Here is a 13,538-nt window from a genome sequence, read left to right on the forward strand (position 1 = left end):
GCTGGCTACGACCGGCGACGAGCGCGCGTGCAGCGCGCGCGGCTCTATGAGCTTCTGCGAGCGCAGCGAGCAAGGGCGTCGCCACGGGATGGGGAGGGAGAATGGAGAAGGCGACGGAGTTGCCGAGCTGCCGCAAGTGCAAAGAAGGACTCTTACTCCCACTCAGCGACTACGGTCGCGATGGCGCGCCGATCACGTACAAGGCGTGGGCATGCAGCAATCCCGAATGCGGTTTCAACGTGCGCATCGATAACGGTGAGCTGAGCTACGGACGCACGATCGGGACGTCACACAAATAACGACGACGTAGCTGGCGACATGCGCGACGATTGGCCGCGCGTTCTCGTCGTCGATAGTGAACAATCGGCCGCACGCGATGCGGCGGCCATCGCTGGCGGTGTTCCGTCTCGCGCGCTGATGCAGCGCGCCGGTGCCGCCATGGCGGGCGAACTAATGCTGCGTGCGCCACGACGCCTCGCCGGTGGCGTGCGTGTCTTCGCCGGACCCGGCAACAATGGTGGCGACGCATGGGTCGTCGCCCGCGCGCTCGCGGCGACGGGCATTGCGGTGCGCGTCGTGGAGGCCGCGCCGCCGAAGACGCCGGACGCGATTGCCGAGCGCGCGCTCGCAGTGCCATTCGTGACGCTTGATGGTCCCGGCTCCTTTGGGACGAGCGAGCGCAGCGAAGGGGTTACAATAGACGGTTTACTCGGCACGGGCTCGTCAGGCACCCCGCGCGGAGCAATTGCCGACTGCGTGAGCGCGATCAACGAAGCGCGCACGCGTGGCGCGCTCGTCGTTGCGATCGATCTGCCGACGGGACTCGATGCGACAACCGGCGAAGCGACGCACGCCGTCCAGGCGGACCTCACGTTCACCTTTGGCGCGGTGAAGCGCGGACACCTCGTGACTCGTCAGGCGTGCGGCACCATCGTCGTGCTCGACATCGGACTCGGCGCGCATGCATCGCGCAAGGATGGTGCGCCGCCGATCGTCGACGAGGCGTGGGTTTTTCGAAACGTGCCGCCGATCGCCGCCGATGCGCATAAGGGGACACGAAAGAAGTTGGCCATCGTCGGTGGCGCGCCTGGTATGGCCGGCGCTTCCATTCTCGCCGCGCGCGCGGCGATGCGCAGCGGGATCGGCATGGTGCGGCTGGTCGTCGCTCCAGAGAGTCTGGCCGTCGTCCAAGCGGCCGAGCCGTTCGCGCTCGCGGGAAGCTGGCCCGGCGATGCGAAATCGCTCGAGCGGGAAGTCCTTTCGTGGGCGGACGGCGTCGTCATCGGACCCGGCCTGGGCCGGAGCACCGAGTCGCGTGCTCTTGTCGAGCGCGTACTCGCGAGCTGGCAGGGGCCGGTACTGCTCGATGCCGATGCACTCAACGTCTTCGATGGCGACGCCGATGCGCTCGCGCGTGCCGTTGGCCAGCGGCAGGTGCTGCTCACGCCACACCCGGCAGAATTCTCGCGGCTCGCTTCGATGAAGATCGAGCAAGTTCTCTCCGAACGCTTCGGGGTCGGTGCCGTGTTTGCGAAGCGCCTCGGTGCAACCGTCTTGTTCAAAGGCACTCCGACGACCATCTCGGGGCCTAACGGCGATCGGCTCGTCAGTGCGGCGGGAAATCCCGTTCTCGCCGCTGCGGGGAGCGGCGACATTCTCTCCGGCATCGCCGGCACGTTGCTCACGCAGATCGGTGACGCGCTGACGGCAGGCGCCGTCGGCGCCTGGATTCACGGCCGCGCTGCTGAAATTGCCGTTCTGCCCGACAAGGGTCGCGCCCCGCGCTCCGCACCCCGCACGCCGCGCGTCCGCGGCTTCACACTCGAGGACGTGCTCCTCGCCTTGCCGTCATGCTGGCCGCGCGCGGCTCCGTTGCCCCGATATCCGGTATTGCTCGAGCTCCCCGCTGTCGGAGAGGGCGCGTGAGCCCGGAGGCGAGCCAGCCAAGCCTCGCGCTCGGCGGTGGTGCTGAGTTCGATGCCATTCGCGCGATGCTCGGGCGGTGGGGCAAGCGAGCGACCGGGATCGGCGACGACGCCGCGGTCCTACATGTCCCACGAGGAGATTCGCTTGTCGTCAGCGTCGACACCACGCTCGAGGGCCGGCATTTCCGCACCGGCTGGCTCTCCGCGCGCGAGATCGGCTACCGCGCCGTCACCGCGGCGCTCAGCGATCTCGCCGCGATGGCCGCTCGCCCGTTAGGCGTCCTCGTTGCGTTCAATCTCTCGCCATCGTATCGGGACAGCCTGGCTGACCTCGCCGACGGTATCGGCGATGCCCTCGAGGCAGCCGGGACATACATACTCGGCGGAAACGTATCGGCTGCCGATACGCTCGGCCTAACGACGACCGTGCTCGGTTCCGTCTTTACTCCACTTGGGCGTGATGGGCTGCGCCCGGGCGACCGCATTTATGTCACCGGTTGTTTCGGAGGGCCGGCGGCGGCTGTTGCGGCGTGGCAGAAGGGTACGGTGCCGAAGCCGGAGCTCCGCGCACGCTTTGCGCGACCGGTCGCCCGTTTGCGAGAGGCGCGCTGGCTTGCGGACCGTGGCGCGGTTGCCGCAATTGATATCTCCGACGGTCTCGCTGCCGACCTCGAGCACCTCGTCGCCGCGAGCGACGTCGGCGCCGACATCGACCTCGCCCGACTCCCACTCGTCGACGGCTTGCGAGATGTCATTCAGGCGGCGGCCAGCGGCGAAGAATACGAATTGCTCGTTGGGGCGCGCGCGGAGTTGGACACCGCCGAATTCGAGCGGATGTTCAACCTGCCGCTCACTGCCATTGGCCGTGCGACGTCCCGCGACGAGGGCATCCTATTTCGGCGTGGCGAAGAGCGCGTTGCGAAGCCTTCAGGCTACGATCACCTTTCTCTTTGATGCGCATCGCCCTGGTCGGTATTATCGGACTTATCATGACGGCCATTCTCGCGCCCGTCGTGATCGTCGCGCGCCTTCTCGGAGCGAAGGAGGGACCGCGTAGCATCTACGCTTGGGCGACACGAGCCTGGGCGAGATCGTTGCTCACGGCGGCCGGCGTTCGGACGCGCATCCACAACCCCGAGTTGCTCTCGAGCGGCCGCGGCGTGGTGTACATCTCCAACCACGTGAGCTGGTTCGATGTGTTCGCGCTCGCTGCGGAACTGCCGCGGTACAGCTTCATCGCCAAGTCCGAGTTGAGGAGAATTCCGTTGTTCGGCTATGGCGCTGAGGCCGCCGGAATCGTCTTCCTCGATCGCGACAATCGTAAGGCGGCGTTCGAGTCGTACAAGCTCGCCGCGAAAGAGGTCGAGCGTGGTCGATCGATCGTCGTGTATCCCGAGGGCACACGCGGCCGGGACTATCATCTGCGCCCCTTCAAGAAGGGTCCGTTCGTCCTCGCCATCGCATCGCAATGCCCGATCGTTCCGACCGTCGTCCATGGCTCGCGCGAAATCATGCCCAAGGGCTCATTCCGCATTCGTCCGGGAATCATCGACGTGCACTTCCTCGATCCGATCGAAACCAAGGGACTCGACTACGATGACCGCGCCGAGTTGATGACGCGGGTCTGGACGCGCATGGCCGATACGATGCGCGACAAGTACGGCGTCGGAACCGATGAGTATCCAATTGCAGAAGTGGGTGAAAGAACGGCCTGATGCGCTGTGGAGTGACGAGTGACGCGTAGCGGAGTCCTAGCACCTAGCACCGACCACCTAGCACCTAGCCCCTAGCCCCTCCCAACGTGTCCCAGATCGTCGATATTCACGCCCGCGAGATCCTCGACAGCCGCGGCAATCCAACCGTGGAAGCCGACGTCATTCTCGATGACGGAGTCATGGGACGCGCCGCCGTCCCGAGTGGCGCGAGCACCGGCGAGCACGAAGCCATCGAATTGCGCGACGGCGAGACCGACCGTTACGGCGGCAAAGGCGTTAGGCACGCCGTGCGCAACATCGAAGAGGCAATCGCGCCCGCGCTGCGTGGTTGCGAAGCGACCGATCAGCTTGGCGTCGATACGACGATGCTCGAGCTCGACGGCACGGCTAACAAGTCCAAGCTCGGCGCCAATTCGCTGCTCGCCGTCTCCATGGCGACGTCACGCGCCGCGGCGCTTTCCGTTGGCTTGCCCCTCTACCGCTATCTCGGCGGGCCGCTCGCGCGCGTGATGCCCGTGCCGATGATGAACATTCTCAACGGCGGTGCGCACGCGAGCAACACGGTGGACTTTCAGGAGTTCATGATCGTGCCGGTCGGCGCCGAGACGTTCAGCGATGCATTGCGTATGGGCGCTGAAGTGTTTCACGCGCTCAAGAAGGTGCTCGGCAAGCGGAAGCTGAGCACGGGCGTCGGCGACGAAGGCGGCTTCGCTCCGGACCTCCGTGATGATGAGGAAGCGCTCAATGTCATCATCGAGGCGATTCAGAGCGCCGGTTATGCGCCAGGCAAGGAGATCGCGCTGGCGCTCGACGTCGCGGCGAGCGAGCTCTATCAGGACGGCGCCTACGTCTTCAAGAAGAGCGGGGCAGGGAAGAAGGACGCCGAGGGGATGATCGAGCTCTATCGCTCGTGGCTCAACGAGTACCCGATCGTGTCGATCGAGGATGGTCTCGCCGAGGACGACTGGGACGGCTGGGCAAAGCTCACGAGCGCGATCGGCGAGCGATGCCAACTCGTCGGTGACGACATCTTCGTCACGAACACCGAGCGACTCGCGCGTGGTATCGAGAACGGCGTCGCCAATGCGATTCTCATCAAGGTGAATCAGATCGGGACACTCAGCGAAACCCTCGAGGCGATCGAGATGGCGCGTGCCGCGGGGTATCTGTCAGTCATCTCGCACCGCTCTGGCGAGACGGAAGACACGTTCATCGCGGACCTCGCGGTCGGGACCGGCGTCGGGCAGATCAAGACGGGCTCGGCGAGCCGCACCGACCGCGTCGCGAAGTACAACCAGCTGCTGCGCATCGAGGAGCAGCTTGGCGCCGCCGCCGAGTTCCCCGGCGGCGCGCTCTACGGTTTATAGAATGCTCATCGGTGGTTGGTGATTGGTCGCTGGTGATGGCGAAACATTCCTCGCTGCCTCGATTGCTCTGGGCGGCCGTCATCGCCGGCGCGCTGGTGTTCGCCGTGCAGGGCGGTGAGTACAGCACACTCGACCTCGTGCGGCAGCGTCGCGATCGCGAGCAGATGGTCGCCGCGATCGATTCCCTCACGCGCGTCGTCGATTCGCTGCAACACTACCGCGACCGGTTGCAGCACGATCCGAAGTTGCAGGAGCGGCTTGCGCGCGAAGACTTCGGCATGGTGCGCGGCACGAAGGAGCTGCTGTATCGTTTTGCGGGGCCGCGCGACAGCGCGCGTGATTCGGCAGCGAAACGGCGGCGGTAGACGTGCTTGTCGTTCGTAGCGACGAAGGCTCTGCTTTCCTGTCTTAGTGAAGGCGGGGACGTGACTTGACTTCGTTTAGGTGCCCGGTAACTTCCAACGCACTGACGCGGGGTGGAGCAGCCTGGTAGCTCGTCGGGCTCATAACCCGAAGGTCGCGGGTTCAAATCCCGCCCCCGCTATTGAGACGGCCGGTCCGCGAGGGCCGGCCGTTGCGTTTCAGCGGTTTGCTCGCTGATTTTGCAACGAGGGGCAGGGTAGCTCAGGTGGTTAGAGCACGGCACTCATAATGCCGGGGTCGTGGGTTCGAGTCCCACCCCTGCTACCAGCTAAGCGATAAGGGCGATGCGAGTCACGACGCATCGCTCTTGTCGTTTCTAGGCTCCGGCTGTTTAGTGGGACAGACTTGGGACAGGCGCGCCGAGCGACAGGGCGCGCAGTGCCAGATTCTTGGGCCACCCTATATGACAAGCGGAGCGGGCGTCGAGTAGCGCCGCACGGCGCTACTGCGAGCGGTCTGTGTTCTCCGGCGTCGGCGCCTCATCGACTCGTCGCTCATTACGGCGCTGCTGCCGCTCGGAGCGCTTGAGGTCCTTCTTGGTCTTGCGGTCCTGTTCTTTACGACGCTTCTCGAAATCGTAGTTGCGCTTGGGCGGCACGGCTGCCTGGTGGTTGAGGTCAAGGCGCGCGGAGGAGACCGCGGCCCATTAAAGCTATCAGCCACGACTCCTTGCTATGAGGCGCCGCTAGCACCGGTACGATGCTTGTCGGGGCTTGTGCCCAGATGGACATGGACTCTTTGCATGTCGCGAACCATGGCGTCGTTATGTTGCTCCGGCTCGCGATCCAGCGTTAGCTGACGGCTCGATCAGCATCGGTCATGACGTTATCGAGCCGCCGCTTCGCGACGCTGGTGTCCCGGGGGTAGCGCGCTTGGAAGTTGCTCCCTCACTCAGTGATTTGGATCACGATCGGTCTGTTTCTTGCCAAGCGTTGCGCCATCGAGAGTCGGGATCTGCCGACAATGCTGGTGCGAGCTATGGTGTGTGCAGCTCACTGATTATCAAACGCTCATTCCCTCGACCGATGATTCCTCAAGTCAAATGGTGGCGCGCCAAGACTTCGCCGGTTCTCGGTTCCGGCCGCGCCGACTGGTTCCAGCAGCAGAACACCTATCCCGGATTCGTGGTCAATCAGGCTCCTTGCAAGGGCAACGTGCGACTCTTCCGGGATCTCGACGCCTTCAGGTCGCATGATGGTTCCTTCTCCGTCGACCTTCCTCTCGACTCGCTCGATGAGGTACAGGAGCACGGGGAACCGCCTGCCACCGTGCAGCTCGCGTGACGCACAGGCGCGACGCCGGTTTCACCATGCGCTGCCGCGGGGCTCGCCATCGGGCATGAAACGGCTGCAAGTTCTCGACGCCACAATTCCCCCCGTCGATGAACTTGCAGCCCGGTTCTCCAAACGTCACTCCAAATACGCGAGCCCGACGTTCCGTCGCGGGACTCGCCCTCGCGCTCACGGCGAGCGTCTCGCCGTTCGTCGGCGCTCGAGCCCAGAGCCTGGGTGACGTCGTCGACGTCGGCGCCGAGTTTCTGAAACCGGAACAGGTGCTCTTCGTCGCGAGCCGCGTCATTCGGTTCGATCCGCGCACCGGGCGCGGAGCCTTGCAGTGGGACCGCTACGTGCGCCAGCCGAGCTTCAACTTTCAGAAAATCGATCGCGGCTTTGCGCGCGCACCGTCGAATGAATTCCCACAGACGGAGTACGACCGCGATCCGGTACTGTCTTTCGCCATCGATTTCGTGAGTCCGCGTACGGTGCGTCTTCGCTTCGCGACGCGTGACGTCCCGCTCGCGGAGCTCGAGAGCACGCCATCGCTCATGCTCGCCGGCCCGGTCCCGATCGACAGCTCGTGGCGCGTCGAGACGAGCGACAGCGTCGTGACCTATCGAAGCGCGTTCGGCAGACTGCGGATGATAAAAGACCCGTGGTCGATCGAGTTGTACGATGCCGCAGGGCATCTCCTCACACGCACGCAGCGCCTCAACGAACCGCCCTCGTTGACGACGTACGTTCCATTCTCCTTCCTCCGTCGCTCGCGCGACGTCGGGCGCAGCGCTGCCGCAACCTTCGAGCTCTCGCCTAACGAAAAGATCTACGGCTTCGGTGAATCGTTCACGCGCCTCGATAAGCGTGGCCAGCGGATCGTTGCATTCCTGCGCGACGCAATGGGCGCTCAGAGTCCGCTGCAGTATAAGGCGATTCCGTTCTTTCTCAGCAGCAACGGCTACGGAATGTTCGTGCACACGTCGGCGCCGGTCACCTTCGACGTCGGCGCCGAGTTCGATGCACACCACGCGATCTATACCGGCGACGAGCTACTCGACCTCTTCGTCTTTCTCGGCGCACCGAAGGACGTCGTGAGCGAGTACACCGCGTTGACGGGACGAAGTCCGGTGCCGCCCCTCTGGTCCTTTGGGTTCTGGATGAGCCGCATCACGTACAACTCCGAAGCACAGGTGCGTGACGTCGCCGCCAAGCTGCGACAGTATCGCATTCCGGCGGATGTGCTCCACCTCGACACGGGCTGGTTCGAGACCGATTGGCGCGGCGACTTCCAGTTCTCGCGATCGCGGTTCACGGATCCGGCGAAAATGATCGGCGATCTCGCTGCCCAGGGCTTCCATGTGAGTCTCTGGCAGTACACGTACTTCACGCCCAAGAATCCGCTGTGGCGCGTGCTCGTCGACAGCGGATATTTCGTGCCTAACGAAGGCGGACGGCTCCCGGCTGAGGACGCAGTGCTCGACATGAGCAATCCGGCAGCGGTTCGCTGGTACCAGCGAAAGCTGAGGGCTCTGCTCGAGATGGGGGTGAGCGTCATCAAAGCCGACTTCGGCGAAGGGGCCCCCCTCACCGGGATCTATCACTCCGGACGCACCGGTTGGTACGAGCATAACCTGTATCCGTTGCGCTATCAGGATGCCGTGACCGAGGTGACGCGAGAAGTCCGTGGACCTAACGAGGGAATCATCTGGGCCCGAAGCGCGTGGGCGGGGAGCCAGCGATACCCTGTGCACTGGGGCGGCGATGCCGAGAACACCAATCAGGCGATGGCTGCCGAGCTCCGCGCCGGTCTGTCGTTGGGCCTGTCCGGCTTCAGCTTCTGGAGTCATGACGTTGGCGGTTTCCTGAATCGTGCACCGCGCGATCTCTACCGGCGGTGGCTGGCCTTTGGCGTATTGACCTCGCACACACGGACCCACGGCGCCCCACCGCGCGAGCCATGGACGTACGACTCCGCATTCGTCGATGACTTTCGTCGTGCCGTCGAGTTGAAGTATGCGTTGATGCCTTACGTCTGGGCGCAGGCCAGAGAATCGGCGGCACACGGCTGGCCGATGCTGCGCGCCCTCTTCTTCGAGTATCCGGACGATCCGACGTCGTGGCTCGTCGACGACGAATACCTCTTCGGGTCCGACCTCCTCGTGGCGCCGCTCTTCACGGATTCCAATCGGCGTCGAGTGTACCTCCCGCCCGGCTCGTGGATCGATTATCAAACTGGCAAAGCCTACGCTGGTACGCGTTGGCAGGAGATCGAGTCGGGTGCCATTCCGATCGTACTCCTCGTGCGAGATCATACGGTCCTCCCGCACGTGGCCGTCGCGCAAAGCACATCGGCCATCGACTGGCGACACATCGAGCTCCGCGTTTTCAGTACCGACGGTCAATCGGCGTCGGGACGCTTTGCGCTGCCAAACGGTGACGTGCAAACGCTGCGTGTCGACGGTGGCCGTCTGTCACCGGACCCATTTGCTGGCCGAGTCGTATGGCGGATCACCCATGCCTCGGCACGCTAGCTCCGATTCGCTCGGCTAACGAAAAGCCGGTCCAAAGCGTAGCCTACACGGTTAGTCCTCTTTCCAATCCAGCAGGGCACATCATGATCCACCCTCGACACCGCTACCGAGCCGGCGCGCTGTTCATTGCCGCCGCTCTCTTCGCGGTCGCGTCAACGGCGCACGCGCAGAAACCCACGCCCACCTCCACGCACATGGACCACCGCCAGATGGCGGGAATGTCCATGGACTTACCGCCCGTTTCGATCCCGACGGGCGCCATCTTCACCGAGGCAGACGTCCGCTTCATGCAGGGCATGATCGCGCATCACGCGCAAGCCATTTACATGTCCCGTTTGGCAGCTGCGCACGATGCCACTCCGCATCTCCTCAAGTTCGCGCAGAAGATCGATCAGTCGCAGCAGGCCGAGATCCGGCTGATGCAGCAATGGCTGCGCGCCAACGGTCAGTTCGCGCCAGATACATCGTCCTGGCGGCAGATGAGCATGCCGGGCATGCTCACCGCCCAACAGCTAACGCAGCTCGATGCAGCGAAAGGCGCGGACTTCGATCGCCTCTTCCTCATGTTCATGATTCAGCACCACGAGGGCGCGCTCAAGATGGTGAGCGACCTCTTCGATACACCACGCGCGGGTCAGGACATCGACGTGTCGGTGTTCGCGAATGACGTCCAACTGGTGCAGACCGCCGAGATCGGCATCATGCGCCGCATGTTGAACAATCTCTAAACCATCACTGGAGCCCTATTCGATGCGTTCTACACGTAGCATTCACACTGTCAATCTCGCAATCGCGTTCCTCGTCGGCGTCGGGTCTCTCGCGCAAGCGCAGACCTACCCAACCGGCAACGATCCGCGCAACGGGCTCAAGCCCGGGTGGTACGACGCCGGCCAGGCGGCCGAGGGGATGCGCCTAGTCTCCTTCTCGAGGAAGCCCGCCCAGTTCGACACGGCGCGCGGACTCACCTTCATCAACTCGGATCTCGCCTTCCGCGATCACTACGTCTATCAGGGCAACTTCGCGGGCTTCACCGTGTGGGACGTGAAGAATCCCGCGATGCCGCAGATCGTCGCCGTGGTGTCCTGCATAACCTCGCAGGGCGATCCGTCGATCATCGGCAATTTGCTGTTCGTATCTGCTGAAGGCGGGGGCAACCGCACTGATTGCGCAAAGGGCGGCGTGAAGGATCCTGCCGATCACATGGCGGGCGTTCGCATCTACGACGTGTCGAATCCCGCAGAGCCGAAGCTCGTCAAGAACGTGCAGACCTGCAAAGGCTCGCACACGCACACGGTGATCCCGGACCCAAACGACAAGAACGTCGTTTACATCTACATCTCGGGCAGCCAAGGTGCGCGTCCCGCCGAGGAGCTCGCGGGGTGCAACAACGGTGCGGATCCGGCTGACCCGAACAACTCGCTGTACCGGCTCGACGTGATCAAGGTACCGCTCAAGCATCCCGACCAGGCCGAAGTGGTCACTGGCGCGCGCCTGTTCACCGGTCTCGATCCCGCGGCGAGGAGTGCTTATATACTCGAGCAGCGGGCGGAGCGCGCTTCGCGCGGCGGACGCGGCAGTCGCGGCAACGGCGCCCCAAGCGCTGTCCCGGCTGGCGCACCCGCGAATGCGGCCGCCGCTCCACCCGCAGGTGCGATGCCGGCCATCGACCCACTGCGCACCGGTCCGCGCAACTGTCACGACGTGACGGCGTATCCGTCGCTCCATCTCCTCGCCGGCGCGTGCGCGAGCTATGGACTGCTCGTCGACATCTCGAATCCCGTGAAGCCGGTGCGTCTCGACGCGAAGGCGGACACGAACTTCTCGCTCTGGCACACCGCGGTGTTCAGCAATGACGGCTCGAAGGTCGTTTTCACGGACGAGTGGGGCGGCGGCACGTCGCCCATGTGTCAGGCGACGAGCATGATGGAGATGGGTGGCGACGCCATTCTCACCATCAAAGACAAGAAGATGACGCAGCACTCGTATTTCAAAATCCCATCGGCACAGACGGCGCAAGAAAACTGCGTATCGCATAACGGTGGGCTCATTCCGGTGCCGGGCCGCGACCTGTTCGTGCAGGGGTGGTATCAGGGTGGCGTGGACGTGAGTGATTTCACCAACCCCGATCATCCATTCGAGGTCGCCTTCTTCGATCGTGGTCCGATCGATCAGCCGCCGACGCCCGGCGACACCACGACTGCGGTCAGCCGATTCCGCGGCACGATCGGCGGATCGTGGGGCGCGTACTACTGGAACGGGTACATCTACTCGTCCGAGCTCGCGCGAGGATTCGATGTTCTCGAGTTGGTACCGAGCGACAAGCTGTCCGCGAATGAGATCGCGGCGGCGAAGCTCGTCCGTATGGAGGAATACAATCCTCAGAGCCAACCGCATTACACCTTCCCGGCGGCGTTCCCGGTCGTGAGGTCATACCTGGATCAGCTCGTGCGCGATAAAGGGATTTCGAGCGATCGGACCGCGGCGATCGGCAAGGCGCTCGATGCGGCCGAGCGCGAGAGCGGTGCCGCGCGCTCGAGATCGTTGACGAAGCTCGCGGCGCAGGTGGACGCCGACGCGAAAGGTGCTGCGGACGCACCGCGAGTGAAGACGATGGCGGCCGAAATCCGTCGGCTCGCGGCGGCTTCAAAATAAGCGCCTGACGAGGAGATCAGCAGTTACTGAATGGCCTGCCGACTTCGGCAGGCCATTCACATGCGCACGCGTCGCGCGGTATCGACGTTGATGTTCGCCGCTCTACACGCTCGTCACCGGAGTTGCTACCGATGTATATCCCACCAGCGAATGCGGAGACGAACGAGGACACACTCTTCTCGTTTCTCGCTGCGAATCCATTCGGCACACTCGTCACGCAGTCGACTGGTGGAGAATTCGTCGCGACGCACTTGCCTCTGATCGCCCACCGCGAGGGCGGGAGCCACGGAGTGCTCGAGGGGCATATCGCGAAGGCGAACTCGCAGCACGAGCTCGGTGCGTGTCGCGCGCTCGTGATCTTTACCGGTCCCGATGCGTACATCAGTCCATCCTGGTACGCGTCGAAGGACGAGCATGGCAAGGTGGTACCCACCTGGAATTACGTTGCCGTTCACGTCTACGGGACCGTGCGCTTCACGTCAGACGAAGCCTTTCTCTCGCAACATCTGCAGCAGCTCGTCGCGACGCACGAGGGCACGAGACCAGCGCCGTGGGCCATCGGCGATGCGCCGCGCGATTACATCGAGCGCCAGATGCGGGCGATCGTCGGCATTCAGCTGTCGATCGAGCGCATCGAGGGCAAGTGGAAGATGAGTCAAAATCGGCCCGAGAAGGACATCGACGGCGTTATTGAGAATCTGCTCAAGTCTCCGGCGGCGAAGGATCGTGCCGTCGCCGACATCGTGGCGACGCGGAAACGCTCAAGGTGAGCTCGGTTCCGGGGTCAGGAAGGTCTGGGGCAATGTGTGTAAAGCGGGGAACGCAACGGTACGCGCCATGCGAACGCATCGTCCGCATGGCGCACCGTGAATTTCGAGATGAAAGCGGCCGGCTCTGGGAAGTCTGGGACGTGGTGCCGGAGCGGCGCGATCGGCGCAGCGGACTGGATCGCCGCAAACGCGCGCGCGAAACATTCGATCGCCGGAAGATGCGCGTCCTCAGCGCCGTGATCACGGGCGATCTCGCGAAGGGCTGGTTAGTGTTCTCGACCACCAGAGAACGACGGCGGTATACGCCCGTTCCCGCTGAATGGACGGAAGCGCCCGAGGCGCAATTACTCGTCTGGTGCGAGTCGGCCAAGCCACTCCCGGTGCCACGGCGACTGATCGAGTAGCAAACCGATATTAGCGAAACATATGGAACCGGCCTGAAAAATGCCGCGCCGTCGGTGCTATGGTCCACGATCACAATGCAGCCGGCGAGTGGCTCCGCGCCGCTCGTCGCCTGGCCCGTCAGATCGTTGACGACGGGGTGCCTTGGCTCGTGTATGAGTTGCCACCGGCGCCATTCGATCGCCGCAGCTCGCCCTCTCTCGTCTTCGAGACCGAGAACGCCGTCCGTCGCGTCCGGGTGTACCCTGAGGATTGGCGCGAGCTGCCCGACCACGACCTCTTCGCGCTCAGTTGGACGTACTAAGAATTGGTACGAATTCAAGCATCCTGACGGCCACGGGCACCTAATGTCCGAGGCTCGAGATCGGCGCTTGGCTCGCCGTTAGGCGTGTCCGAGCGTTGGCGAGGTGCGTTACCGCTCGGCCGGTCGCGTCCCTGGGGCACACCGGTTAACATCCTCTTCGACGTTGTCTTCGCCG

Annotated in this window: 14 protein-coding genes and 2 tRNA genes; 15 read left to right on the forward strand and 1 reads right to left on the reverse strand. The window is 63.9% G+C overall.

All coding sequences use genetic code 11. The features are described from left to right. Positions 1–101 precede the first annotated feature (101 nt). From VGH98_13945 to VGH98_13980, 8 genes are all read left to right on the forward strand, one after another. On the forward strand, positions 102–299 hold the full coding sequence (locus VGH98_13945) for a hypothetical protein (GenBank protein HEY2377074.1): 198 nt from the start codon (positions 102–104) through the stop codon (positions 297–299). A gap of 19 nt (positions 300–318) precedes the next feature. Next, positions 319–1,926, forward strand: coding sequence for an NAD(P)H-hydrate dehydratase (locus VGH98_13950; protein ID HEY2377075.1), 1,608 nt, complete (start codon positions 319–321; stop codon positions 1,924–1,926). After that, positions 1,923–2,879, forward strand: coding sequence for a thiamine-phosphate kinase (thiL, locus tag VGH98_13955; protein ID HEY2377076.1), 957 nt, complete (start codon positions 1,923–1,925; stop codon positions 2,877–2,879). The genes VGH98_13950 and thiL overlap by 4 nt, the downstream gene beginning before the upstream one ends. Positions 2,880–2,914: 35 nt before the next feature. After that, complete coding sequence (locus VGH98_13960) at positions 2,915–3,640, forward strand: lysophospholipid acyltransferase family protein (GenBank protein ID HEY2377077.1); 726 nt, start codon at positions 2,915–2,917, stop codon at positions 3,638–3,640. 86 nt (positions 3,641–3,726) lie between these two features. Next, positions 3,727–5,007, forward strand: a complete 1,281-nt coding sequence (eno, locus tag VGH98_13965; protein HEY2377078.1) for a phosphopyruvate hydratase — start codon at positions 3,727–3,729, stop codon at positions 5,005–5,007. A 35-nt stretch (positions 5,008–5,042) separates the two neighbouring features. Next, complete coding sequence (locus VGH98_13970; protein ID HEY2377079.1) at positions 5,043–5,372, forward strand: septum formation initiator family protein; 330 nt, start codon at positions 5,043–5,045, stop codon at positions 5,370–5,372. A 105-nt stretch (positions 5,373–5,477) separates the two neighbouring features. Beyond that, positions 5,478–5,551 (forward strand) — tRNA-Met (locus VGH98_13975). A gap of 69 nt (positions 5,552–5,620) precedes the next feature. Further along, a tRNA-Met gene (locus tag VGH98_13980) sits at positions 5,621–5,697 on the forward strand. A gap of 175 nt (positions 5,698–5,872) precedes the next feature. Here the strand turns inward: VGH98_13980 and VGH98_13985 are convergent. Then, the gene (locus VGH98_13985; protein HEY2377080.1) at positions 5,873–6,028 is read right to left on the reverse strand and encodes a hypothetical protein; all 156 of its coding nucleotides are present in this window, start codon (positions 6,026–6,028) and stop codon (positions 5,873–5,875) included. A gap of 427 nt (positions 6,029–6,455) precedes the next feature. Here VGH98_13985 and VGH98_13990 point away from each other — a divergent pair, with 427 nt between their 5' ends. The 7 genes from VGH98_13990 to VGH98_14020 all read left to right on the forward strand — a co-directional run bounded on the left by VGH98_13990 (position 6,456) and on the right by VGH98_14020 (position 13,363). Next, the gene (locus VGH98_13990) at positions 6,456–6,713 is read left to right on the forward strand and encodes a hypothetical protein (GenBank protein HEY2377081.1); all 258 of its coding nucleotides are present in this window, start codon (positions 6,456–6,458) and stop codon (positions 6,711–6,713) included. A 98-nt stretch (positions 6,714–6,811) separates the two neighbouring features. Further along, entirely contained in the window at positions 6,812–9,235 is a 2,424-nt protein-coding gene (locus VGH98_13995; protein ID HEY2377082.1) for a TIM-barrel domain-containing protein, read from the forward strand. A gap of 83 nt (positions 9,236–9,318) precedes the next feature. Continuing rightward, entirely contained in the window at positions 9,319–9,963 is a 645-nt protein-coding gene (locus VGH98_14000; protein HEY2377083.1) for a DUF305 domain-containing protein, read from the forward strand. Positions 9,964–9,985: 22 nt separating this feature from the next. After that, the gene (locus tag VGH98_14005) at positions 9,986–11,887 is read left to right on the forward strand and encodes a hypothetical protein (protein HEY2377084.1); all 1,902 of its coding nucleotides are present in this window, start codon (positions 9,986–9,988) and stop codon (positions 11,885–11,887) included. 131 nt (positions 11,888–12,018) lie between these two features. Beyond that, on the forward strand, positions 12,019–12,657 hold the full coding sequence (locus VGH98_14010; protein HEY2377085.1) for an FMN-binding negative transcriptional regulator: 639 nt from the start codon (positions 12,019–12,021) through the stop codon (positions 12,655–12,657). An 86-nt stretch (positions 12,658–12,743) separates the two neighbouring features. Continuing rightward, the gene (locus VGH98_14015) at positions 12,744–13,061 is read left to right on the forward strand and encodes a hypothetical protein (GenBank protein HEY2377086.1); all 318 of its coding nucleotides are present in this window, start codon (positions 12,744–12,746) and stop codon (positions 13,059–13,061) included. A gap of 59 nt (positions 13,062–13,120) precedes the next feature. Beyond that, complete coding sequence (locus tag VGH98_14020; GenBank protein ID HEY2377087.1) at positions 13,121–13,363, forward strand: hypothetical protein; 243 nt, start codon at positions 13,121–13,123, stop codon at positions 13,361–13,363. Positions 13,364–13,538: the final 175 nt, after the last annotated feature.

The sequence above is a fragment of the Gemmatimonadaceae bacterium genome (assembly GCA_036496605.1).
GTDB lineage: Bacteria > Gemmatimonadota > Gemmatimonadetes > Gemmatimonadales > Gemmatimonadaceae > AG2.

Coding starts and splice junctions, on each gene's coding strand:
- VGH98_13945 (HEY2377074.1), top strand. CDS start 102: ATGGAGAAGGCGACGGAGTTGCCGAGCTGCCGCAAGTGCAAAGAAGGA.
- VGH98_13950 (HEY2377075.1), top strand. CDS start 319: ATGCGCGACGATTGGCCGCGCGTTCTCGTCGTCGATAGTGAACAATCG.
- VGH98_13960 (HEY2377077.1), top strand. CDS start 2,915: ATGACGGCCATTCTCGCGCCCGTCGTGATCGTCGCGCGCCTTCTCGGA.
- VGH98_13970 (HEY2377079.1), top strand. CDS start 5,043: ATGGCGAAACATTCCTCGCTGCCTCGATTGCTCTGGGCGGCCGTCATC.
- VGH98_13990 (HEY2377081.1), top strand. CDS start 6,456: ATGATTCCTCAAGTCAAATGGTGGCGCGCCAAGACTTCGCCGGTTCTC.
- VGH98_13995 (HEY2377082.1), top strand. CDS start 6,812: ATGAACTTGCAGCCCGGTTCTCCAAACGTCACTCCAAATACGCGAGCC.
- VGH98_14000 (HEY2377083.1), top strand. CDS start 9,319: ATGATCCACCCTCGACACCGCTACCGAGCCGGCGCGCTGTTCATTGCC.
- VGH98_14005 (HEY2377084.1), top strand. CDS start 9,986: ATGCGTTCTACACGTAGCATTCACACTGTCAATCTCGCAATCGCGTTC.
- VGH98_14010 (HEY2377085.1), top strand. CDS start 12,019: ATGTATATCCCACCAGCGAATGCGGAGACGAACGAGGACACACTCTTC.
- VGH98_14015 (HEY2377086.1), top strand. CDS start 12,744: ATGGCGCACCGTGAATTTCGAGATGAAAGCGGCCGGCTCTGGGAAGTC.
- VGH98_14020 (HEY2377087.1), top strand. CDS start 13,121: ATGGTCCACGATCACAATGCAGCCGGCGAGTGGCTCCGCGCCGCTCGT.